The organism is Planococcus sp. 1R117A (assembly GCF_051417975.1).
In the GTDB taxonomy this organism is placed as follows: Bacteria; Bacillota; Bacilli; order Bacillales_A; family Planococcaceae; genus Planococcus; species Planococcus shenhongbingii.
Genome location: NZ_JBPRLO010000005.1, coordinates 98,810 through 121,405 on the forward strand (window position 1 = coordinate 98,810; position 22,596 = coordinate 121,405).

Below are 22,596 nucleotides of genomic sequence, written 5' to 3' on the forward strand. Positions count from 1 at the left end.
AAAAAGAGGACCACCTCCATGATAGAAAGCAGGCTATCTTTGACTTCATTTTTACTAATCACTCTTATCACGGTTTTCCTCAAAAACATCCGACATGGAATAAGCGATCTGGATCCTATTCGGCTTGAAATAGATTTTGTGATCGAACACGCCGCTGCCTCCTATGAAGAATGCAGTAGCTTCGTTTCTTTCTGCAATGTCTTCCAGCTGTTCAAACAAATGAAGATTGTGCTGGAACGGCGTGGCGGTTGTTGCGGATAACAGGATTTTCTGCGGCTGCAATCGCTGCACTAAGTACTCAATCGACGACAGCTTCGGGGAAGGTCCGGCAGCAATCGTTTGCCATCCATGCATCATCGCTTGGAGCAAAATAATATGCAAGGGAATTTCATGCGTTTCGTGGGGCAAACAGCACCCGAGCATGAGAGGGGACCCTTCCGCCAAGTCAAAGTTTCTCCGGATTTGGACCAAGAAATCACGGACGGCCAAACTGGTGATGGTTTCTTGGCTTTCATCCCATTTTCCGCTTGCCCATAAATCCCCGATTTCCCGCATCAACGGCTGGACCGTAGTGCTTAAGAATTTCTCCAAGCCATAACGGTGAAGTGCCTGCTTTAATAACAGCAATAAACCGGCCTCATCGTAAATAGCGCCTTTCTCTAAAAGGGCCAGTACATCTTCGCTTAAAGGCATTTTAGGAACGGGATCTGGAGCTTGATGCGAATGGAACAAATGCAGCGCTTCTTTCATGGAATAGCCTTGGTCCCGCAATCTGCAAACTTTCATCAATGTGCCCACGTCTTCGCATGTGTACAACCTATATCCATTTCTATGCCGTTTCGGGCAAATCAGTCCATAGCGCTGTTCCCATTTACGGATCACTTGCGGAGATAAACCAGTAAGTTCAGAAACTTCTTTTACAAGAAGACCATGTTCTTGGTTTGTTTTCATTGTGCCGGGCCTCTTTTCCTCGAAGAAATCCTAGTATTTCTTATATACTTACCTTATACTAATGCTATATAAACATTATACAAAAATTATGCGGTTAATGTTTCAAACCGATTGTGATGGGTATAAAAGGTAATAATACACTGTGCTTCTATGGTTAACTGTAAAATGTTTTGGCCAAACCTTGTACAAGTGGAGCGTTAGACTAAAAGCAGAATCGAGGAGATTCATTTGAAAAAGAGTGTTAGTGTCATCGGGGCAGGCGTGGCCGGGCTTGCGAGTGCTTGCCGGCTGCAGTGTGCTGGATACGAAGTTACCTTATATGAAAAAGAAGCCATGGCTGGCGGAAAGATGAACCGAATCCAACAAGACGGTTATCAGTTTGACTTAGGGCCGACTATTGTCATGATGCCCGAACTTTACCGTGAAGTATTTGAAATGTGCGGCGTCGACCCGGATGACTATATTCCGATGCAGCGTCTGGATCCGATGTACAGCGTCTTTTTTGAAGGGGAGAGGGATGAGCATTACGAAATCAGCTCAGACTTGATCAAGCTGACAAAAACGCTCGAACAATTTGGAGAAGAAGATGCGCAAGGGTTTTTTAAATACATCCAAGAGATCTACAGCCGTTTCGTAGTCGCTAAAGAACATTTTCTTCAAAAACCTTTCCGCAAACCATCCGACTTTTACAATCTGTCGGTGCTGCGCCAAGGGTTAAAGCTGAAGACGTTCGACAATGCGGATACTTTCATCAGCAAATACATTAAAAACGAACGCCTGAAACAAATGATCAGTTTCCAAACCCTGTATATCGGTGTTTCTCCTTACAGCGGCCCATCTCTTTACACAATGATTCCGATGATCGAATTCCTGTATGGTGTATGGTTCATCAAAGGCGGAATGTATACCTTGGCACAGTCTCTTGAACGCTTATTCTTGGAAAAGGGCGGCACGGTTCGCTACAACTCTCCGGTGGATGAGATTGTGATTGAAGGCGGCCAAGCGAAAGGCATTCAGGTGAACGGCGAATTCATTCCTTCAGACTTTGTGATGTGCAATGCCGATTTCCCTTATGCGATGAAAAATCTGGTTGCAGAACCGAAGGCAAAAGGAAAATATACCGATAAGAAAATCGACAAGATGAAATACTCGTGCTCGTGTTTCTTGATGTATCTCGGCATGGATAAGAAGTATGAGGAAGTGCCGAATGCCCACAACTTTGTTTTCAATGAAGAACTGGAGCAGAACTTGAATGATATCTTTTCAGGAAAGCGCCTCGACACGGCCTCATTTTATGTCTACATCGGTTCGAAGCTGGATCCAAGCCTCGCACCAGAAGGGAAAGACGGGCTGTATGTACTCGTTCCAGTCTCTGATAAATCGTGTTCCCAGTATGAATGGAACGATGAAACAATCCAGCATTACCGCAACAATATTTTGAATGCCCTGGAAAAAATCAAAGGATTCGAAAACGTGAAACAGGAAATCGTATCTGAATCGTATATGACCCCGCCCGATTTTGAACGGCGCTTTAACGCCTACAACGGAGCAACTTTCGGTCTTCAGCCAACACTTGCCCAGAGCAATCATTTGCGCCCTCAAAGTAAAGCCACTCATTGTGAAAACCTTTACTTTACAGGAAGCAGCACTCACCCGGGCGCCGGCGTTCCAATTGTTCTGCTGTCCGCACGAATCGCCACGGAGGAACTATTGCATGATGACAAAGGAATCCTATTCCATACCCGCTGAAAGGGGAGCTTTCTATGACTGCTCAAATGTCTGTTCCAGACGACTTTGCGTTTTGTGAACAAATCATTAAACGACACTCGAAAAGTTTTTACTACGCCTTCTCAAAACTGCCGGAGGAAAAAGCGCAAGCCGTCTATGCCCTTTATGCTTTTTGCCGGACAGCAGATGATAGCGTGGATGAAAACCTTGGAAGTGCAGCTCAGTTGGCAGCTTTGGATAAATTAACAGATGAACTTGATCGTTTTGCCAGGAAGCAGGAAATCAATCATCCGTTGTGGCGTGCATTGCGTGTGGTCTTCAACAAATATGATATGGACCTTGAGCCGTTTTATGACCAAATCAAAGGGCAAAGGATGGACATCTCTTTTTCCGCGCCTCAAACGCTGGAAGATGTGGAAACGTATAGCTATTACGTTGCCGGGTCTGTTGGCCGGATGCTGTTGCCGATCATTGCTTCAAAGTCGAAAGTGGATTGTACAGACTCAGCCGTCAGTCTCGGCGTAGCGATGCAATTGACGAATATTTTACGGGATGTCGGAGAAGACTACCGCGGGAAAAGAAGAATCTACCTTCCGACTGAAGAACTTAAGAGAGCGGGCTACCGCGTTGAGCAATTGGCCAACGCGGAAATCACCGGTAGTTTTATAGAAGTTTGGGAAGGGATGGCCAAGCGCGCTGAAGACCTGTATGACGAGTTTCTTGAATGCGTTTCGAACTTTGACGAAGACAGCCGCTTTCCTGTACTTGTTTCGGCACAAGTCTACCGAGGGATTTTAGGAAGTGTTCGCCAAAACAATTACGACTGTTTCGCCCGGAAAAACTATGTGACGAAACGGGAAATGGTGCGGATTTTGAGTGACTCAATTATATAAGTTTTAAGGTAATGGACTTTTATATACCGCTTCGGCCGCTTTGGGCAGGACTTCCGCGATGAGCCGAGAAGAACACTCGTCTCATCACTCCGTCTCGCCCTTGGACGCGCCTGCGCTTTATTCGCTTTTTAGAAAAAAGAGGATTATTGATATAGCTTTTTGATGATAGCTCTCTTAGATATGGAGCAAAACAGCGGAGAAAACCGTACTGTCTCTGCATCGCTTCGCTGCTTCGTCGCAAAGACTTAGCCTCCCAGGCTTCGGCTAATGTCTTGCCGCGGGAAAGCGGAGCTGTTTTGTGGAATATCAGCAAGCTAACTTATTTATGAAAATAACTTCGGAAAGAAGGACGGTACACATATGGCGAATCCCAACAAATCCGTACTCGTTATCGGAGGAGGGCTCGGCGGCTTATCTGCCGCTATTTCTCTCGCACAAAACGGGTACGCTGTTTCTTTATATGAGAAGAATACACATGTGGGCGGCAAACTGAACCGTCTGGAACAGGACGGTTTCGGCTTCGACCTGGGCCCGTCCATTTTAACCATGCCGCATATTTTCGATAAGCTGTTCCGCGGCAGCGGCAAGCGCTTGGTTGATTACGTGCCCATCAAGCGGCTCGGGCGCGAATGGCGTTCTTTCTTTCCGGACGGCACGGTGTTGGATTTATATGGAGATCTTCGCTTGATGGAACGGGAAAATCCGGCGCTTTCCCGTAAGGACATGAAAGAGTATTATGCATTTCTGAAGTACGCAAAACGGCTTTATGACACGACGGAAGCCGGCTATTTTGCAGAAGGCATCGATACAGTGAAAGAGGCTGTTAAGCATCACGGAGCCATGGCAGCTTTAAAAGGCTTCGACGTGAATTCAACTGTGCATGGAGCGATTTCCAAACGGATCAGCAGCCCGCATCTGCGTGATATGCTTTCCTATTTCGTCAAATACGTCGGTTCTTCTCCATACAATGCTCCGGCGGTTCTCAATATGATGATTTACATGCAGCATACGCAAGGCTGCTGGTATGTGCCGGGCGGGATGCATAAATTGGCGGAAGGCTTGACGAAGCTGGCGGTTGAAGAAGGCGTTCAAATCCATACCGGGATGGGTGTGGCACAGGCGCATACGAATAAAAATAAGCAAATCACGGGTGTTGAACTGGAAGATGGATCGTTCAAGGCCGCCGATTATTATGTATCGAATATGGAAGTCATCCCGTTTTATAGAAAGATGGTGGCTGCGGAAGGGAAGTTTGTGCGGAAGCTGGAGAAGAAGTTTGAACCGTCAAGTTCCGGCCTTGTCCTGCATCTTGGGGTGAAAAAGGAATATCCTTTCTTGAATCACCACAACTTCTTCTTTTCGGAGAACTTGCATGAACAGATGGAGAAAGTGTTCAAGAAACATGAACTGCCGGACGATCCCACTATCTACGTCGTCAATGCCAACAAAACCGATCCGACCCAAGCGCCTTCCGGACATGAGAACTTGAAAATCTTGCCGCATATCCCTTATATCCAAGACCAGCCATTTACCGCGGAGGATTATGCGAAGTTCGAAGCACGCGTTCTGGAAAAGCTGGAACGCATGGGCTTGCATGGATTGCGGGATCATATTGTGACACGCGACGTCTGGACGCCCCATGATATTGAACGCAAATACGGATCCGACCGGGGAGCCATTTACGGCACCGTTTCCGATAAAAAGACAAACAAAGGCTTCAAGCACCAAAAACAAAGCGAGCTTTATGACAATCTTTATTTCGTCGGCGGTACGGTAAATCCAGGCGGCGGCATGCCGATGGTCACACTCAGCGGCCAGCAAGTGAGCGATAAAATCGTGAAGCGCGATAAAGGGAAATAAGCCGTTCACAATGACTGTGTTTCTATCCGGTTTTATTGCTTTGTTCACTTTCTCTATTTGACCATCTACGCAAATCAATGAGCTAGCAGGGAGCAATGCCCGAATTTAAATAAAATGCTGAGGTGATCCGCAAATGCCGTTAATTGAATTGCCCATCGGTTGGCTTGTGTTGGCGGATGCCGCTGCATGGACGTTTTTTCAACTCGTCATTTCTTATGGTGCGACCCGTATTCCTTTTCACTGGTTTGTCCGCCATGACCGGCTATTCCGCTCATTCCGTTTTGAACGGAATGGGGAGTTGTGGCAGCAGCTTTTTCGGATTAAAGGATGGAAAGGGCATTTGCCGGACGGGTCCATGTTTTTCCCGAGTGCTTATAACAAGCAGGCGCTTCATGGACACGATAGCCCGTCTTTGGCTGAATTTGTGGTTGAATCCAGAAGAGCGGAATTGACCCATTGGTTAGTGATGCTGCCTGCTCCGCTATTTTGGCTATGGAATCCCGCAGGGGCATTTTGGATGAACGTAGCCTATGCTTTTTTCTTTAATATTCCATTCATCATTACCCAGCGGTATAATCGTCCCCGCTTAGAGCGCTTGATCATCCAAAAGCAAAACAAGTCCCAGGCACTGCCTGACAGCAGAATATTGAAAAGCTGACAAGGATCAAGAGGCGACTCATGGTCCTTTTTGATTTGAAAAGATTCATCTATGTAAATAAAAGGACTTTGGAAAACCGTTGGCGAATATACTGTCAAAAAGAATCTGAAGATACTTTATGTGCCCAGCGAATGACGGAGGAAGCCGGCCAAATTGCAACGAAATGGGAGGAATCAGTGATGGACACAACTGCTCGAGACGACATGATAAAGCGAATGGACTTTTTCATCGGCAATTGGAATATGGAAGTGATTCACCCTCATATTCAGCCGAGCCCGATCTCAGGACAAACCAATTTCAGGTGGCTCGATGAGAAGTATGTCATCCAACGAACGCATATCAACAAAAGCGAATTTCCCGACAACACGATTATTTACGACTGCAATCCGGATACGGGACAGTATTTGATGCATTATTTCGATTCGCGGGGAGTGACTCGTTTGTACCCCATGAATTTGGAGAATGGAGTTTGGAAATGGTGGAGAAACACAGCCGATTTTTCGCCTTTGAAGTTCCAGCAGCGTTTTACCGGAGAAGTCGATGACACGGGAAAGACCATACGAAGCCTATTGGAAAAATCGGACGACGGCGTGAATTGGGAGCGTGATTTCGAAGTGGTGTATCGAAAAGAATAAGTTGATGCAGATCATTGATGCGGAATTTAAAAAGGCGTCAAGCTGTTTGAAATGGTACTATACTGAAAGAGTTAAGGTTTGTTTCTTGAAGAAAGGAATGAAAAGATGAACACGATTTTTATTGCAGGGCACTCCCGGCTGCCGTCCGGAATGGCCGCTCAAAACATCTACGAAACGCTGACAATTACAGCAGAAGTGGATAAAAAATACGGCGTGATTGTAACAGCCAGCTGCACTTTAGCGACGGCTCACGGCCAGGAATACATTCATCAATTGCTCAGGGGATACAGCCTTCAAGACGGGATAGAAGAACCGATCGCAAAATTGAAAAGCCATTACTTAGGAAAAGCAGGGAATGCCTTGATTTCCGCCTTAAAGGATTTGCACAAACAATACGAGACTCGTGAAATTCACCATTGATTTTTCAGATTATTTTATTTTTTCTATTTACAAGCAAAACTTAATAGGTTAGGATTGGAAGTACGAATCATGCCGAAACGCAAACGCGTTCGTCCCGCATGGTCAATTTTTAAATGTATAATCCCATACTGCCTAGTCTGCCGACAACCTCTTCCAGGTTTTCGCCACAGATAAAAGCCAGTTCAATATTGACAAACAGCTTGCTGTTGTCTATTTGAACTGGCTTTTTTGTTGCCACGAAAGGAGTGAAATTATGTCTGGAGCATTAGAAAACATCAAAGTCCTGGATTTATCGCGGGTACTGGCAGGTCCTTATTGCACCATGATCTTAGGCGATTTAGGCGCAGAAGTCCTGAAAGTGGAAGCGCCCGGAGGAAGTGATGAAACCCGGAGGTGGGGGCCGCCTTTCAAGGAAGACGTAAGCGCATATTATCTCAGTGCCAATCGAAACAAAAAAGCCATAACAGTGGATCTGCGGACGGAAGAAGGCGTTGAAATCGTTAAAACGCTGGCTTCGGAAAGCGATGTGGTGATCAATAACTTCAAAACCGGGAAAATGGAAAGCTTTGGGCTGGGCTATGAGACATTGGCGGAGCTAAATCCGCGCATCGTTTATTGTTCGATTACCGGGTTCGGGGAGACGGGGCCAGAGCGTGATATGCCGGGCTATGATTTTATCATCCAAGCCATGAGCGGGTTGATGAGCATAACGGGAACAACAGAATCAGGTCCGCAAAAGTCGGGGGTTGCAATTGTCGATGTCTTGACGGGACTGTATGCGTGCATCGGCATCCAGGCGGCCTTATTGGAACGCACTGTTTCGGGAAAAGGGCAAAAGCTCGATATTTCCTTGTATGATTCTGCGGTGAGCGCATTGATCAATATTGGCAGCAGTTACTTGATGTCAGAAAAGATTCCAACGGCTCTCGGAAATACGCATGCCAATATTGTCCCGTACCAAACATTCCGCACTGCTGACGGCGAAATGGTGATTGCCGTCGGAAACGACCATCAATTTGCAGCACTGTGCAAGGTTCTTGGGAAACCGGAGCTTGCCTGGGATGATAAGTACAAATCAAATCCGATGCGTGTAGAGAATCGGGAACAGCTGATTCCAATTCTTCAAGAGCAATTATTAGCGGAGAAAACAGCTTTTTGGCAAGAAAAACTGAAAGAATGCAATGTTCCGAGTGGTCCCATTCAGAACTTGGAGGACGTTGTAAATGACAAGCAGCTTCAATCACGGAACATGTTTATCGAACACGATCATCCGACAGCCGGCCGAATCAAAATGATCGGCAGCCCGCTGAAATTGTCCAGAACGCCAGTGGAAGTGAAACGCCATCCGCCGATGCCGGGAGAACATAATGAGGAAGTATTCAACCGCTTAAAAAAAATGAAAACATATAACTAATAAGGGAGAGAAAAACTATGAACTTTAAATTTACTCAAGAACAGGAATTGCTGCGCAGCGCTACCCGGAATTTTGTAGACAAGGAAATCATGCCCTATATCGAAGAATGGGACCGCGAAGGGCAATCAGACCCGGCGATTTATTCCAAACTTGCAGAACTTGGATTGATGGGTGTATGCATTCCCGAACAATATGGCGGCAGTGGCATGGATTATAATTCACTGGCCATCGTTTGTGAAGAGTTGGAGCGGGGCGACACGACTTTCCGGACAGCGGTTTCGGTCCATATTGGACTGAATAGCATGACGCTTCTTCAGTGGGGAACCGAAGAACAGAAACAGAAGTATTTAACGCCGCAAGCCAGCGGAGAAAAAATCGGAGCATTCGGGTTGACCGAGCCAGGCGCTGGATCAGACGTGGCTGCGATGCAGACGACTGCCAAAAAAGACGGCGACCACTATATTCTGAATGGCCAAAAAACATGGATTTCCTTATGCGATGTGGCCGACCATTTCCTGGTTTTCGCTTACACCGGAGAACAGTCAGAGAAACATAAAGCGATTTCGGCATTTATTGTAGAACGGACGTGGGAAGGATTTTCATCCAAAGCGATCAAAGGGAAACACGGCATCCGGGCAGGCAACACCGGGGAGTTGTTCTTCGAGGACGTCAAAGTGCCAAAAGAGAATTTGCTTGGCGAAGAAGGAGAAGGATTTAAAATCGCGATGGCTGCACTCGACAATGGCCGTTTTACTGTTGCTGCAGGAGCAGTGGGGCAAATCATGGCTTGTTTGGAAGCGAGCGTCAGTTATTGCCACGAACGCAAAACCTTCGGAAAAGAGATTGGCAGACACCAGCTTGTTCAGCAAATGATTGCCAAAATGGAAGCGGGCTATCAAATGAGCCGTCTGCTTGTGTACCGGGCCGGCGAACTGAAAAACGAAGGAAAGCGCAATACGAGAGAAACGTCATTGGCAAAATGGCAAGCCTGTGATTTTGCCAACCAGGCTGCAGACGACGCTTTCCAAATTCACGGAGCTTATGGATACTCGGACCAGTATCCGGTCAGCCGCTTTTTGCGAAATTCCAAAGCGCCGGTCATATATGAAGGAACACGTGAAATCCATACCATTATGCAAGCGGAATATGTACTCGGTTATAAGGAAGACAAACCGTTAAGCAAAACCCTTCCAGCTTGGCAAGAGGAAACAGGCGAAACCGTTGCTTCTTTGCCAAATAACTAGATCTTAAAATTTTATGGGAATACAATAAGCGGCAATAAACATTGCCACACTCGCTGCATCAGCAGGCTGGGTGTGGCAATTGAACTGCTTCCCTGGAAGCGGGAAGTATATTTTACCGTCTATTTTCCAAGAAATTCAGCAAGGTTTTCAAGTGTGGAATTCAAACCATCGTCATGATCTTCTTTTCGTATTCCTTCAGGGACATGTTCGCAAACGATTGTCACTTTTGTTCCTGCTGGAACGGCTTCCAAGTACCAAGTCTGGCTCATCTCGCCGGAGAACGCCGGATCTTCAGAATCGAATTTTCCGGAACATACAATTTTGGTATCCGGAACCAACTCCAAAAACTTCCCTTCGGTTACGTCCGTATTGTCTGAAGTCTTTCCAGGGGTTGAGTGATCGGTTTCGTAAGTAAGAGTCATCCGGTAAGTTCCACCTTCGTGAGGTTCAAAAACGTCCATATGGGCCGACATTCCTTTTGGCGGAAGCCAAGAACGCAAAGATTCAGGGTTCATGAACGCTTGGTAGATAGCGTTTGGCGATGCCTTAATCACTCGTGAAGCGGAATCGATTCTGCAGTTGGACCGGGTTGCCATGATAAAACCTCCTCAGTAATTTTTCATCCATTTTAATTTCAATTTCATCATAAACGTATAAGGCATCAGATGCATTTTATTTGTATGATTGTCGGCCAACTCCAACGGTTGTAATCTTCTATACAGATGAAACACCAGTAAGTCCAATTGAATATAAAAAGAAAAATGACTTCGGATTTGTACCCGAAGTCATTTTTAAATTATTTCTTGATTAAAGTGCGCCCATGCCGCCATCAACACGATACTGAGCACCTGTGATGAATGTGCTTTCATCCGATGCCAAGAACAATACCAAGTTCGAGATATCATCAGATTCACCATAGCGGCCAAGTGGAATGCTGGTTGCGAGTGTTGCTTCGTCCACTTTCAGCCCGCTTTCGAGCGAACGCATCATGCGTGTATTGACTGGAGATGGGTGAATAGAGTTGACCCGGATTCCATAAGCTGCGTTTTCGATTGCGGCGGCTTTCGTTAAACCGACTACTGCGTGTTTTGATGCAATATAAGGGGAAACGTTTGGAGATCCTCCTAAACCGGCAACTGATGAAGTATTGATGATGCTGCCTGATTTTTGGTTGATCATGACTGGCAAAACATTTTGCAGGCCTAAGAATACGCCGCGGACGTTGACAGCCAGAACTTTATCCAAATCTTCTACTTTCTGTTCAACGATCGGCGCGACTTTCCCTTCAATTCCTGCGTTATTAAAGAAAATATCGATTTTTCCGTAAGTGTCCATTGTTTTCTTGACATAATTTTTAACGTCTTCTTCTTTAGTTACATCTGCTTGGACGGTTAAGACATTATCGCCCAATTCTTTTTTCGCTTCAGCCAACGCCTCTTCGAATAAATCAACCAATACGACAGACGCACCTTCTTCTAAAAAGCGTTTAGCGGTAACTTTACCGATTCCACCAGCACCACCTGTAATGACTGCTACTTTGTCTTGTAATCTGCTCATACTAAAACTCCTCCTTAGATTTTTCTGAATTTGTACAGCTGAGTTCCTGTACCTTACATTTAATACTACGCCAATATATCTTTAATTCAAGATATCTGCTTATAATTGCACGATGAATCGGGAAAATTCAGAACGGTTGAAAAATTTTGCTGTCACAGAATGTGTGTTATGACGGCTGGAAAACTATGAAATCTATTAAATAGAATCGTATTAAGGACGTGAGAAAGTCAGCTATTCAAGTTTGTAATTATGTCGCTTTTAAGACAGGAAAAGCTTTAAATGTTTCTTTAAAATACAATCGTTATAGACTAAAGGAATTGTTCATTGTAATATAAAGGAAAAGAAATAAAACTAAAAGATTAGCTGAAGCTCATATCCGGTACAATACAAAATTATAGTTTCTAGAAAGAGGAATAAAAATGAAAATCCAATTCAAAAACATGACAAAAAATCTTATCTTATTCAGCACGATCACAAGTGTTGCTTTAACTGGCGGAGTAGGAAGCGTCTTTGCTGCAGAAGCACCAGCATACTCGAATACTCAAGCCTACGAAGCGCAGCATATTGAACAGGATACGAAGTATTCGAAAAAGGTAATGAAAGCGGTCCGGGTTAGTTTAGGAGCAAATGCTAAGTCAACCCAAGTAGATGCTGTGATTCAAACGATGCCGAAAGTGAACGTCATGGACCGTTACTTAGCTTCATTTGGCAAAAAGGTCAAAGGCAATGAAGTTCGGCTGGCGGTAAAAGAAATCTTTGATATCGATCTGAACTACGTTTCGAAGATGGATTATGGCAGCAAATTGGCCAGCTATCCTACAGATGTGATGGAAAGCTTGCGTGTTTCCTTGAACGAAGAACCGGCATCGACTAAGCAAGATGCACGGATTATGGAAATGGCGAAGAATGAAGTGATGGACCGCTATCTGAAAGATCACGATTACGCACTCACTGGCGCAGAGAGCCGTGTGCTGATCAATCAGATTTTTGGGGTTAATCTGGAGGGCATTTCCACTTTGGAACATATGCAATTAGCAGTCAGCTCTAAAGGCCAATGGATTGTGAAAAGTGATACAGATCTATTCGTTCTCGAATCCAGCTTGGATGATGTCGATGTTTCGATCTATACGACACCTTACTTTAAAGAAGTGACAGGCAGCGACCAATTGCCGGAGCCGTTAAAAACGAACTTAATGAATCTTGGCTTTACATATAACGAAGAAGCCAATCTTTTGTATTACAAAAACCCAACCGGTGAATCCGTACCGGATGCGTTCAAAGGCCGAGTAATGGGAATTCTTATTGGCACGATTGTGACGGAATACAAGAACAAATAATGGGAAAACCTTCAGGGACTTAGAGGAAACTCTTGGTCCTTTTTTGCGCTTTCCTTTGTTGCAGAATGATTGGGCATGATGGGGTATGGATCAAAACTTAATGTTTTAGAAGAATATAAGACAGGCTGAATTCTGGCAGCTCCGCTAGGTTTGGTAATGAAAAATACTAAACAGATTCTTTAAAAAGAATTCTCCTTCAATTGACCCGTACAATAATCAATCCTTTATATTAATTATCTGATTTTTCTGATACATTTAGAAAGAGGAAGTTTTTGCTATATTTTCGAAATAATAAATTCCAAAGGAGGGATGAAATGAAGGTTATCAAGAATGATGTTACGTTCGTAAGCGAAGGGTTAAATTGTAAGGGCTGGTTGTACGTTCCGGAAGGAGGAGAGCTTAGCAAAAAACCGGCGATTGTCATGGCGCATGGATTTAATGCGGTGAAAGAGATGCATTTGAAGAACTTTGCGGAAAAATTTGCAGAGGCAGGTTTTGCCGTATTGGTTTTTGATTACCGATTTATCGGGGAAAGTGAAGGGGAGCCAAGGCAGCATGTGATTCCTGCAGAGCAGCATAAAGATTATAGAAATGCAATCAGCTGGATTTCAACTCATGATCAAGTAGATGAAAATCGAATTGGCATATGGGGAGCTGGCTACAGTGGAGCTCATGTATTGCATTTGGCAGCAATAGATCCACGGGTGAAAGTTGTCGTAGCCCAAGCTCCCGTGGTAAACGGATGGAAGAGTGCTCAACGGTTAATGAGAAATGACATATTCCATGGATTCGTCCAAAATCTAAGTGCTTACCGTCTGGCCCGTTATATGGGAGCGGAGCACCAGTATGTGCCGGTAGTTGCACCAGAGGGTGAAGTAAGTGCTTTGCCGATTCCAGAGGCTTTTGACTGGTTTACTGAAACAGGGAACACGATTGCACCAAATTGGGAAAATAGAATTACGCTTGAAACAATGGAAGCTCTTTTGGAATATAGCCCGAGCAGCACGATTGAGCGTATTTCCCCGACACCTTTATTAATGTTGGTGGCAGAAAATGATATGTTGGCGACAGCGGATTTAACCATAGAAGCTTTTCAAAAAGCACATGAGCCTAAAAAATTAGTGGTTCTTCCCGGCGGCCACTATAGTGCCTATGTAGACCCAGGATTGTCGGATTTTCTGCCACCACAAATTGAGTGGTTCAAGGAGCATTTGTGAGACTGATTTAAAGAAAGCAGAGAGACAAAAAAAATGCTTTCCTTTATCAATGGAAATTCTAAACCTAAGTGGTATTTCAATCTGGTTCTTTATTGCTAAAATTCACAATAAACAAAATGGGTCTTGCTTTTTGCGTTATATTGAAATAGTATGAAAATATAAATTAAATATGTAAATCTCTTATGAAGAGCGGCGGAGGGACTGGCCCTGTGAAGCCCGGCAACCATTCAAGGTTTTGAACGACCATGAAAAGGTGCTACATCCTGCAAAATACTTGGTATTTTGGAAAATAAGAGAGGTGTAAACTCAAACTTTTTTGAATGCCTCTCTTTTAAGAGAGGCATTTTTATTTTTCACAGAAAAGGAAGCGGGTTGTCATTACAACGGCTGCATGCAGTTGAAGGTTTTACTGGCCACACTGGCAATGAAAAAGAAACAGGAAAAGGGGAAATGACATGAAGAAATGGATAGCAGGAAGTGTACTGGTTTTGTCAGCAGCAGTTTTAGGAGCTTGCGGAAGTGGTGAAGAGGCATCAACTAAAGAAGCGGAAAGCCTTGTCAGTGATGGTGTTTTAACGGTCGGCGTAACCGGAGGTCCGCATGAAGAGCTCGTCGAAAAAGTTGCGGAACTTGCAGAAGAGCAAGGACTGGACTTCACTATTGAAACGAAAGTGTTCTCTGACTACGTAATGCCGAATGTTGCGTTAGCAGAAGAGGAAATTGACTTGAACTCATTCCAGACGGAACCGTTTTTTGAAGAAATGAAAAAAAGCCGGGACTTGGATTTGGTCCGCGTCGGTGATACGGTAACGTTTCCGATGGGCATTTATTCATTAGACTACAAAGATGTCAGCGAACTGCCGGAAGGAGCAAAAATCGGTTTGCCGAGTGATCCGACCAATAGTGGACGGGCTCTAGCTTTGTTCGAAAAAGCGGGCCTTCTTAAAGTGAAGGAAGGCGTTGGCTTGCAGGCGACGGTAATGGATATCGCTGAAAATAAAAACAACTACGAGTTTATCGAACTGGACTCTGCTCAAATTCCACGCCAATTGAACGAGCTGGATGCAGCAGCCATCAATACCAATTTCGCGCTTGAAGCGGGCTTTGTGCCAGCAGAAGATTCGATTTTCATCGAACCAAGCGACTCGCCTTTCGTCAATCTTGTTGCATCACGCACTGAAAACAAAGACGATGAAGCGATCAAGCAATTCCTTGAACTGTACCATAGCGATGAAGTAAAACAATTCATTGAAAAAGAGTTTGCGGGATCGCTTATTCCTTCTTGGTAAAACTTAATGAGAAAGCCGCCTTCGATGGAATCCATCGAAGGCGGCTTTTTTTGTTTAACGGTATTGGCCAGTATTCGCAGGTCCGAAAAAGGGAGTAGGCGGATAGCACAATTCTTTAAATTTCAATCATTTTAATCGTTGATGCGATTTCTTCTTCAGCTGACTGCAGGTTCCATTCATGCGGGTAATAGCCGAGCGGATTGCAGATTACTTCAATGTTTTTATAATGTTCATGATAGCGTGTATGGGTATGGCCAAAAATAAGCTTTTTGACCTGGTATTCCATCGCCAGTTCGCCAAAGCGGGAACTTCCCATCATGGCATTGAAGAAATCCCAGCTCGGATCTTCCTTCACTTGCAGAAAATGAGCGAACGGTACAACATGAGTGACCAGGATGATGTTTTTGCCGCGATATTCTTTGAGCCAGTTCTCCAGTTTTGCGGTATACTGCTCCGTCAAGGCAGAGTCGGTTACTGGCCAGTGGGCATACGTTTTATCCGGCCACGTAAAGCTGCCGAATGTGCCTTTGGCAAATTGCTGTTCAGTAAATCCCGCAACGCCGAATGTGTAATCATACCAGCCGCCATCGTCGATTACGACCCAGTCTTCGTTCAATTGGACAGGGCCGTTGCCAAGATTTCCGCGGAACTCGAGAAGTTTGGAATAGGCAGCGGCGGAATCTTCCGCATAGACATCGTGGTTGCCATGGACGAATAATAGCTTGGTTTCTGGAAAACCGTCTTGCAGCCGATTTAAAAGAGCCAAACCTTTTTCAGGGCCGGCAGCTATATCTCCGCTCACGATGAATACGTCGGGGGAGTGGTTTTTTACCCATTGTTCGACTATGGCTAAAATATCTGTTTCTGTTTTTTTGCGGTTTAACCCTTCATGAATGTCTGATAAAACGGCGATTTTCAACTGCGGTTCCTCCTGTCTCGGTTGCATCTGGTTAAAATTCGTATAGCCGTCATGCACGGATTCAGTAAGAACGCCATTCCTTTTCCGGAATGGCGTTTTTGGTATTATCCGTACTGATTTTTGACTAAGTCGAATAAATCGGTTTTTTTCAAATACGCTTCCGGAGCAAGGAAAGTCACCGTAATGACGCCTGGATGGCGGCCGATTTCAATCGCTCCAGTGATGGTCGCGCGGTTCATGATTTCCGGAACGGACACACCGAAAAATTCAGCAGCACGGTTCAACCCATTTTCAGTCGCATCATTCAAATTCGGCCCGGATCCGATAAAAGAGACCGGATAGGATTGTTCAATCTGAGAGACGTTCCATTTGTCAGCAATTTGCTGGGCGGATTGCCGTTCTTCTGCAGTGAACGGCTTCGCCGTATAGGGCAGATCCTCGATATTCGGCAGCAAAATCGGTCCTTTGATATTAAACCCTTTCAAAACATGGACTTGGAGATGGGTGATGCCCGAAACGTCTGCTGTATGCCCGGCGATTTCACCGTCTCCTTGCATCGCATGCATATCACCGAGGTAAACGCCGCCTCCGGGAACTTTAACAGGGCAGATCAAAACAGCACCGGCGCGCACACGGTTGACATCCAAATGGCCGTCCGTCCGGTGGGTTTCCAATTCTTCCTGCGTGCTCGCATAATCATGGGTGGCACCGACCAGGAAAGAACCGAAGTCTCCGGCATTATGGGAATCAGGCGTTGGCCGGGATGGCGTCGTTCCCAATTGTCCAAGGAAAGGGCGCATGCGTGCCATCGTGCCGACCAAGTCATGCGGTGCAAACGTGACGACCGGATTTTGTACAGAAGCTTCGGGAGTTTTCATGTAATCCCGTCCGGCTTTTGCAATGGTTTCAGCTGCTTCTTGCGGCAAGGTGAGGCCGACATCGCCGTTTTCCCCGAAGAAAATGGTATAGCCATTCGTGAAAACGAATGGAGTGGCGTCCGCTCCACACTTCGCACAGCGGATGGCTTCCATGCCGATGCCTTTAATGACGGTTTCCGGATTCTTTGTTCCGCATTCCGGACATTTCGCGGCGACGTAGCCATCACCGTCTGCGCGGTCTTCAATCATTTTGTCGTTGCCGGAAGCGGTCGCTTGCGAAGTGACCGTGATGGACTGGATCCGGATGGCAATTGCGTCGCCCGGTTCAGCCCCTTCCACATAAACAGGTTTTGTCACTTCGTGGCCGCCCTTGATGCTTGGCGTAATCATGGGGCCCCAACAGCCTGGAGCCGTATTCGCAATAATGTATCCACCGTCTTTCACCGGCCCTAACATTTCTTTTCCCGGATCCAAAATGCCGTCTACGAAATGATTGACGAATAACGTTTCGACTACCGTTTTGTTCACAATAATCCTCCTCTTTGTTTGAATTATCAGATTACTTAAATTATATAGGTTTAGGGGGCCTTTAACAATTAAATGCGCTGTTTTTCATTTTAAAACAGCCTGCTCATTTCAGAATTTAAAGAAGGAAGACGACTTTTTTACATCAATAAAACCAACGATTTCAAAGATGGCTTCCATCTATATAACAGCAGGAGCCAGGCCCATAAATGAGCCGTGCATCGGAATAGGAAGCAACAGTTAAGTTTCACATAGTGAAACAAAATGCCAAGTTGTTGTAAGTGCAGAAAGGCTCCTTTAAGATGAGTTCAAAGATGAGGTGAACTTGATGAGCAACTATGAGGTGGCCACATTAAAAAAAGGGCTGCAGATTTTGGACCTGCTGCAAGAAGAGGAACTTCTGACCTTAACCGAAATCACAGCGGCTTTATCTTTAAACAAAACTACGGCTTTTCGCTTGCTCTGCACTTTGGAAAACATGGACTACGTCATCAAAAAAGATAAGTACTTCACGTTGAGCAAAGGCAAGTTTCATCAAAGCCACAGCACACGCGCTTTTGACTGGACTTCATTGAAAACGCCTTATCAATTAGGAGTAGAGGAGTCAGAAGGGGTTTATATCGGCGTATTGGAAGACAACGACGTGGTGATGAAGCAAATGCTCAAACCGCCTTTCAAGGAACCGTTTCAACCTGAGATTGGCGACCGGTCTCCCGCCCATATTAGCGCACTTGGCAAAGTCATACTGGCGAACTTAAAGCCTGCAGAACCAGAGGGAATTTCTTTCCGCCTCTCGCTTAGCCAGGCTACAGACCAGACCTTCATCGATCGGGAGTTGTTTGAGCAGCATTTGGACATCATCCAAAAACAGGGATTTGCCATTGATGATGAAGAACGTTTTGTCGGCGTCCGCTGCATCGCAGCACCGGTATTCTATAAAGACCGCGTCATTGCCGCAGTTGCGATTGCCGGACCCGTCGACAAGATGAAAAAGACTTTGCTGAGAGGCTTGACCAATAAAGTCAAAGCCGTCAGCAAAGAAATCACAAAAGAGCTGGACCTTCGCTATTAGGAATGGCAAGGCTTAAAATTTTAATAGCTTCGTATTCAACAGCCACAAAGTTTTGTAAACATCAAGAGGAGAGATTAACCGATGAAGGAAAGTTATAAACCATTATTTGAACCTTTAACATTGCGAAATGGCGTGCAGTTGAAAAATCGCATCGTCATGCCGCCGATGACTACTTTTTCAGCAAATCCAGATGACACGGCTTCAGATGCAGAACTGGCTTATTATGCCGCCCGTTCAAGCGGTCCAGGCATGGTTGTTACCGCCTGCGCGTATGTCCAGGAAAATGGCAAAGGCTTTGAAGGGCAATTTTCGGCACACCAGGATGCGATGATTCCGAGCCTCCGCAGCGTAGCTTCTTCTATAAAAGAACAAGGCGCAAAAGCGGTGCTGCAGCTTTATCATGGCGGCCGCTTAGCGGTACCCCATCTGATTTCAAATGGAGAAACGGTCAGCGCAAGCAGTGTGGCGCCGCTATTGGATAGGGGGTTCTATAGCATTGAACAGACACCCCGCAGCTTAACCGACATCGAAGTGCTGGAATTGATCCGGGATTTCGGCGAAGCGACGAGACGGGCGATTGAAGCCGGATTTGATGGAGTGGAATTGCACGGCGCAAGCGGCTACATCATCCAGCAATTCTTTTCTCCTCATTCCAATACACGGAATGATCGCTGGGGAGATTCTCTTGAGAATCGCCTGGCTTTCCCATTAGCTGTTATTGAGGAAGCGAAAAAAATCATTGCGGAACATGCCAAAGAACCGTTTATCCTTGGCTACCGCTTGTCACCGGAAGAACCCGAAACACCGGGCATTACGATGGCCGAGACATTTGCGCTTCTCGATGCTTTAAAAGAAGCGGATCTGGATTACCTTCATATGGCGTTGAATGATTTTTGGTCGAAGCCGCGGCGCGGTGTGGAAAGCGACCGATCACGGATTGAACTGATTCAGGAACATGTCGGAGACCGTGTGCCGATTATTGGTGTAGGTTCCATACATACACCAGACCAGGCTGTCGAAGCACTTGAGCAAACAGGTATTCCTTTGATTGCTCTTGGAAGACAACTGATTATGGAGCCGACTTGGGTGGAAAAAGTCGAACAAGGACAGGAAACCGAAATTCAAACGGCAATCCATTCCGATGACCAGGATAAACTTCAGGTACCGGATCCATTATGGGAGTTAATGATGTCTGTTCCGGGTTGGTTTCCAGTAAAAGTCACAAAATAATTAAGAATTTAATCTAAATTAAAGCGGCAAGGGAATTCTCCTTTGCCGTTTTTTTATGGTTGCGGCCGTTTTGATTCAAGGAGTGGCCTGTTGGATTTTCCTGCATCAAAAGTTCGAATTTCGATTATGCGTATATTTATTAAGATTGCTTTTGACTACCAGGCTTTCGTCAGCTAGCAAATTTTGTCAGGATTGTAGCTGAGTACAGCGGCTGAAGAAAGAGCCATCTTTTAAGAGTTTCAATTAAGAACTATTTTAAATTAAGGTTCCGATATATGCTTAAAAACCTGATAGGACCATAAACCTGTTTTTAAGTAAGCAGAAAATTCTCCATTGACTTTACAATGAGCCATAAATATACTAATAGTGTAATAAGTTCTCTATTTATAGAATATTTAATGAAAGCGCTTTAAATGAGTTATATTCATATATCTATTTCTATATTTTTGCTTCTCTATTTATTTTCGCTGGCTAAATTGATTTATGGGAGTTATTCAGATTAGGCAGAGAAAGCGAAGGAGAGAAAGTGTTAGGCGTCATAATGGCTCCGCAAATTTTAAACAGCTTTCTGCTGAATTAGGCAGAATACCTCTTCTTCAAACAGCGTATGCAGCTGTTTGGAAGGGGTTCTGTTTTTAGTAACATCTTTCAACTAAAGCATAAATTTAAGAATGGTATTGAAGAAAAGTGCTTGTAAGAGCATTGCATAATCAGTGGTACGAACTTCATGATTTTGCCATTTCATGCATTAAGGCTGAAATAGCGGATCAGGAGAAATAAGGCAAGTTTATCAAAGAAAAGAACAAGCACGTAAAGAAAGTGGAGTTTTTGCAGAAGAACTAAAAGACGAGGGGGACTAGTATGGCTACAATAAATACGAACGAAGTAATCGCCAACAGTAAATTCAATCGCTTCCATTGGAGTTTGCTGTTATGGAGTTTTTTGATCATCGCATTTGATGGATATGATTTGGTGGTTTACGGTACGGTAGTGCCGGTGCTGATTGAGAACTGGAACTTGACATCAGTTGAAGCTGGTGCCATGGGCAGTTATGGATTATTCGGTATGATGTTCGGTGCCGTTTTCTTTGGAACATTGGCAGATCGGATCGGGCGCAAAAAAGTAGTGGTAATGACAGTTATCCTATTCAGTTTGTTTACCGTATTGTGCGGCTTTGCCGACACGCCGACGATGTTTTCAACGTATCGCTTTTTAGCAGGCCTTGGCCTTGGCGGAATCATGCCGAACGTCATTGCGTTGCTGACGGATTATTCACCTAAATCGATGAGAAGCATGATGGTTTCAATCGTTTTATGCGGCTATTCCGTAGGTGGGATATTGGCGCCTTTGCTGGGCATTTACTTGATGCCGCAATTCGGCTGGGAATCGATCTTCTGGATTGCAGGCTTGCCGCTTTTGGCCCTGCCATGGATGTACAAACAATTGCCGGAGACTGCCAGCCATTTGATCCGTTCCGGCAATAAAAAAGAACTTTTCAAGATTTTGAGAAAAGTGAGCCCGGAAACGGAATTCAATGATAACGATGAAGTATTGGAACTCGAAAAATCAGATACGAAAGTTCCGCTTGTCGGCTTGTTCAAAGAAAAGCGCGGCTTGAGTACAGTCATGTTCTGGATTGCTTTCTTCTCTTGCTTGTTGATGGTCTACGGACTGAATACATGGTTGCCTAAATTGATGATGGATGCAGGATATGCATTGAATTCAAGTCTTGGCTTCCTTATCGCATTGCAAGGCGGCGCGATTGTCGGTACTTTGATCATTGCCCGTCTTTGCGATAAATACGGTGCTAAAAAATTGCTGGTGCCGATGTACGCATCAGGCGCAGTCGTCTTGACTTTACTTGGTTTTGGCGGCAACATTGTCGTAATTTATGTCTTGGTGGCAATTGCCGGAGCAGCAACAATCGGCTCACAAAATATTGTCCAGGCTTATGTCTCGCAATATTACCCGGCTTACATCCGTTCGACTGCACTTGGAACGGCATCAAGCATCGGCCGCATCGGCGGCATGCTTGGACCGGTTCTTGGCGGTTTTCTGTTATCAATCAGTTTGCCGATCCAGATGAACTTCATCGCTTTCGCGATTCCAGGATTGATAGCTGCAATCGCCTTGGCATTAGTGCCCGATAAAGAATCATATGCAAGACAAAAAGAATTAAAAATACACACTTCTCAAACGAGTGAGACGATGTATTAATATTAAGAAGAACTGCATCCTTGAGGATGCAGTTCTTTCAGTTTGTTGAGAAAGTTAAAATTTGTATTAGTTGTCCCCCTTAACCGATATTCCGCCAACCAGCTCCGCTTGCCGCGGGCGAGCGCCAAGCCTCCTCATCCGCTTCGCTCCTTGCGGGGTCTCGGCTGTCTCGCTATCCCGCAGGCGTCTGCGCTGGTTGTCTCCATATCTAGAGAGCAAGCATAAACATTAGAGAGCTTTCCGAAACAATCACACTTTTAGAGAGTCTCTAGAAGTGGTAAAAGGAAGCTGAATGCAGCGGAAGGTGGGCGACTCCAGCGGAAATAACATGAGCTGAAGACCCTGGACTGAGCAAAGCGAAGGAAGCGGCTGAAGCCATGTCCGCGGAAAGCGTCCCACCTGGAGCGAAATGTGAAAAGGATATAGAGAGTTTCTCTACAGCTTAGATTGGCGTTCATTAGGCCAGACAGCAGCTGGCGTGGTATGTAGAAATCAGTGTTTTCGTGCAACTTTTTTAGTCATAAAATTCACAGCTTAACAACATAAATTCCA

The 22,596-nt window shown here is 45.1% G+C and carries 19 protein-coding genes and 1 riboswitch; of the genes, 14 read left to right on the forward strand and 5 right to left on the reverse strand.

The window, feature by feature from the left end:
- Positions 1-54: 54 nt before the first annotated feature.
- Positions 55-951, reverse strand: a complete 897-nt coding sequence (locus tag ACSFXN_RS15200; protein WP_437150918.1) for a MerR family transcriptional regulator — start codon at positions 949-951, stop codon at positions 55-57.
- Positions 952-1,179: 228 nt separating this feature from the next.
- On the opposite strand from ACSFXN_RS15200, the gene ACSFXN_RS15205 reads away from it, so the two are divergent.
- The 8 genes from ACSFXN_RS15205 to ACSFXN_RS15240 all read left to right on the forward strand — a co-directional run bounded on the left by ACSFXN_RS15205 (position 1,180) and on the right by ACSFXN_RS15240 (position 9,803).
- Complete coding sequence (locus ACSFXN_RS15205; protein WP_437150919.1) at positions 1,180-2,700, forward strand: phytoene desaturase family protein; 1,521 nt, start codon at positions 1,180-1,182, stop codon at positions 2,698-2,700.
- Positions 2,701-2,714: 14 nt separating this feature from the next.
- A complete protein-coding gene (locus tag ACSFXN_RS15210; protein ID WP_437150920.1) occupies positions 2,715-3,572 on the forward strand; it encodes a phytoene/squalene synthase family protein in 858 nt (285 codons plus the stop codon).
- A gap of 360 nt (positions 3,573-3,932) precedes the next feature.
- Entirely contained in the window at positions 3,933-5,432 is a 1,500-nt protein-coding gene (locus ACSFXN_RS15215; protein ID WP_437150921.1) for a phytoene desaturase family protein, read from the forward strand.
- A gap of 133 nt (positions 5,433-5,565) precedes the next feature.
- The gene (locus ACSFXN_RS15220) at positions 5,566-6,090 is read left to right on the forward strand and encodes a glycosyl-4,4'-diaponeurosporenoate acyltransferase (protein WP_437150922.1); all 525 of its coding nucleotides are present in this window, start codon (positions 5,566-5,568) and stop codon (positions 6,088-6,090) included.
- Positions 6,091-6,269: 179 nt separating this feature from the next.
- Positions 6,270-6,725: a hypothetical protein gene (locus tag ACSFXN_RS15225; protein ID WP_437150923.1), complete on the forward strand. Its 456-nt coding sequence runs from the start codon at positions 6,270-6,272 to the stop codon at positions 6,723-6,725.
- Positions 6,726-6,830: 105 nt separating this feature from the next.
- A complete protein-coding gene (locus ACSFXN_RS15230) occupies positions 6,831-7,145 on the forward strand; it encodes a DUF3870 domain-containing protein (RefSeq protein ID WP_437150924.1) in 315 nt (104 codons plus the stop codon).
- A gap of 253 nt (positions 7,146-7,398) precedes the next feature.
- The gene (locus ACSFXN_RS15235) at positions 7,399-8,559 is read left to right on the forward strand and encodes a CaiB/BaiF CoA transferase family protein (RefSeq protein ID WP_437150925.1); all 1,161 of its coding nucleotides are present in this window, start codon (positions 7,399-7,401) and stop codon (positions 8,557-8,559) included.
- A 17-nt stretch (positions 8,560-8,576) separates the two neighbouring features.
- Positions 8,577-9,803 (forward strand): acyl-CoA dehydrogenase family protein, encoded by a 1,227-nt coding sequence (locus ACSFXN_RS15240; protein ID WP_437150926.1) that lies wholly within the window; start codon positions 8,577-8,579, stop codon positions 9,801-9,803.
- 119 nt (positions 9,804-9,922) lie between these two features.
- On the opposite strand, the gene ACSFXN_RS15245 is transcribed toward ACSFXN_RS15240, so the two are convergent.
- Together ACSFXN_RS15245 and ACSFXN_RS15250 are read right to left on the reverse strand one after the other, a co-directional pair.
- Positions 9,923-10,399, reverse strand: coding sequence for an SRPBCC domain-containing protein (locus tag ACSFXN_RS15245; protein WP_437150927.1), 477 nt, complete (start codon positions 10,397-10,399; stop codon positions 9,923-9,925).
- A 211-nt stretch (positions 10,400-10,610) separates the two neighbouring features.
- Positions 10,611-11,360, reverse strand: a complete 750-nt coding sequence (locus ACSFXN_RS15250) for an SDR family NAD(P)-dependent oxidoreductase (RefSeq protein WP_437150928.1) — start codon at positions 11,358-11,360, stop codon at positions 10,611-10,613.
- A 419-nt stretch (positions 11,361-11,779) separates the two neighbouring features.
- On the opposite strand from ACSFXN_RS15250, the gene ACSFXN_RS15255 reads away from it, so the two are divergent.
- From ACSFXN_RS15255 to ACSFXN_RS15265, 3 genes are all read left to right on the forward strand, one after another.
- Positions 11,780-12,697 (forward strand): hypothetical protein, encoded by a 918-nt coding sequence (locus ACSFXN_RS15255; protein WP_437150929.1) that lies wholly within the window; start codon positions 11,780-11,782, stop codon positions 12,695-12,697.
- 314 nt (positions 12,698-13,011) lie between these two features.
- A complete protein-coding gene (locus tag ACSFXN_RS15260) occupies positions 13,012-13,914 on the forward strand; it encodes an alpha/beta hydrolase (protein WP_437150930.1) in 903 nt (300 codons plus the stop codon).
- Positions 13,915-14,091: 177 nt separating this feature from the next.
- A riboswitch (SAM riboswitch) is annotated at positions 14,092-14,210 on the forward strand.
- Between the two features lie 159 nt (positions 14,211-14,369).
- Positions 14,370-15,203, forward strand: coding sequence for a MetQ/NlpA family ABC transporter substrate-binding protein (locus tag ACSFXN_RS15265; protein ID WP_437150931.1), 834 nt, complete (start codon positions 14,370-14,372; stop codon positions 15,201-15,203).
- Positions 15,204-15,318: 115 nt separating this feature from the next.
- Here the strand turns inward: ACSFXN_RS15265 and ACSFXN_RS15270 are convergent, their stop codons facing one another.
- Entirely contained in the window at positions 15,319-16,122 is an 804-nt protein-coding gene (locus ACSFXN_RS15270; protein WP_437150932.1) for a metallophosphoesterase, read from the reverse strand.
- Positions 16,123-16,226: 104 nt separating this feature from the next.
- Complete coding sequence (locus tag ACSFXN_RS15275) at positions 16,227-17,528, reverse strand: acetamidase/formamidase family protein (protein WP_437150933.1); 1,302 nt, start codon at positions 17,526-17,528, stop codon at positions 16,227-16,229.
- Positions 17,529-17,853: 325 nt separating this feature from the next.
- Between ACSFXN_RS15275 and ACSFXN_RS15280 the strand changes: the two genes are divergently transcribed.
- The 3 genes from ACSFXN_RS15280 (at position 17,854) to ACSFXN_RS15290 (ending at position 22,044) form a co-directional block, all read left to right on the forward strand.
- Complete coding sequence (locus ACSFXN_RS15280) at positions 17,854-18,597, forward strand: IclR family transcriptional regulator (protein ID WP_437150934.1); 744 nt, start codon at positions 17,854-17,856, stop codon at positions 18,595-18,597.
- A gap of 81 nt (positions 18,598-18,678) precedes the next feature.
- A complete protein-coding gene (locus tag ACSFXN_RS15285; RefSeq protein ID WP_437150935.1) occupies positions 18,679-19,827 on the forward strand; it encodes an NADH-dependent flavin oxidoreductase in 1,149 nt (382 codons plus the stop codon).
- 861 nt (positions 19,828-20,688) lie between these two features.
- Positions 20,689-22,044, forward strand: a complete 1,356-nt coding sequence (locus tag ACSFXN_RS15290; RefSeq protein WP_437150936.1) for an MFS transporter — start codon at positions 20,689-20,691, stop codon at positions 22,042-22,044.
- Positions 22,045-22,596 lie beyond the last annotated feature (552 nt).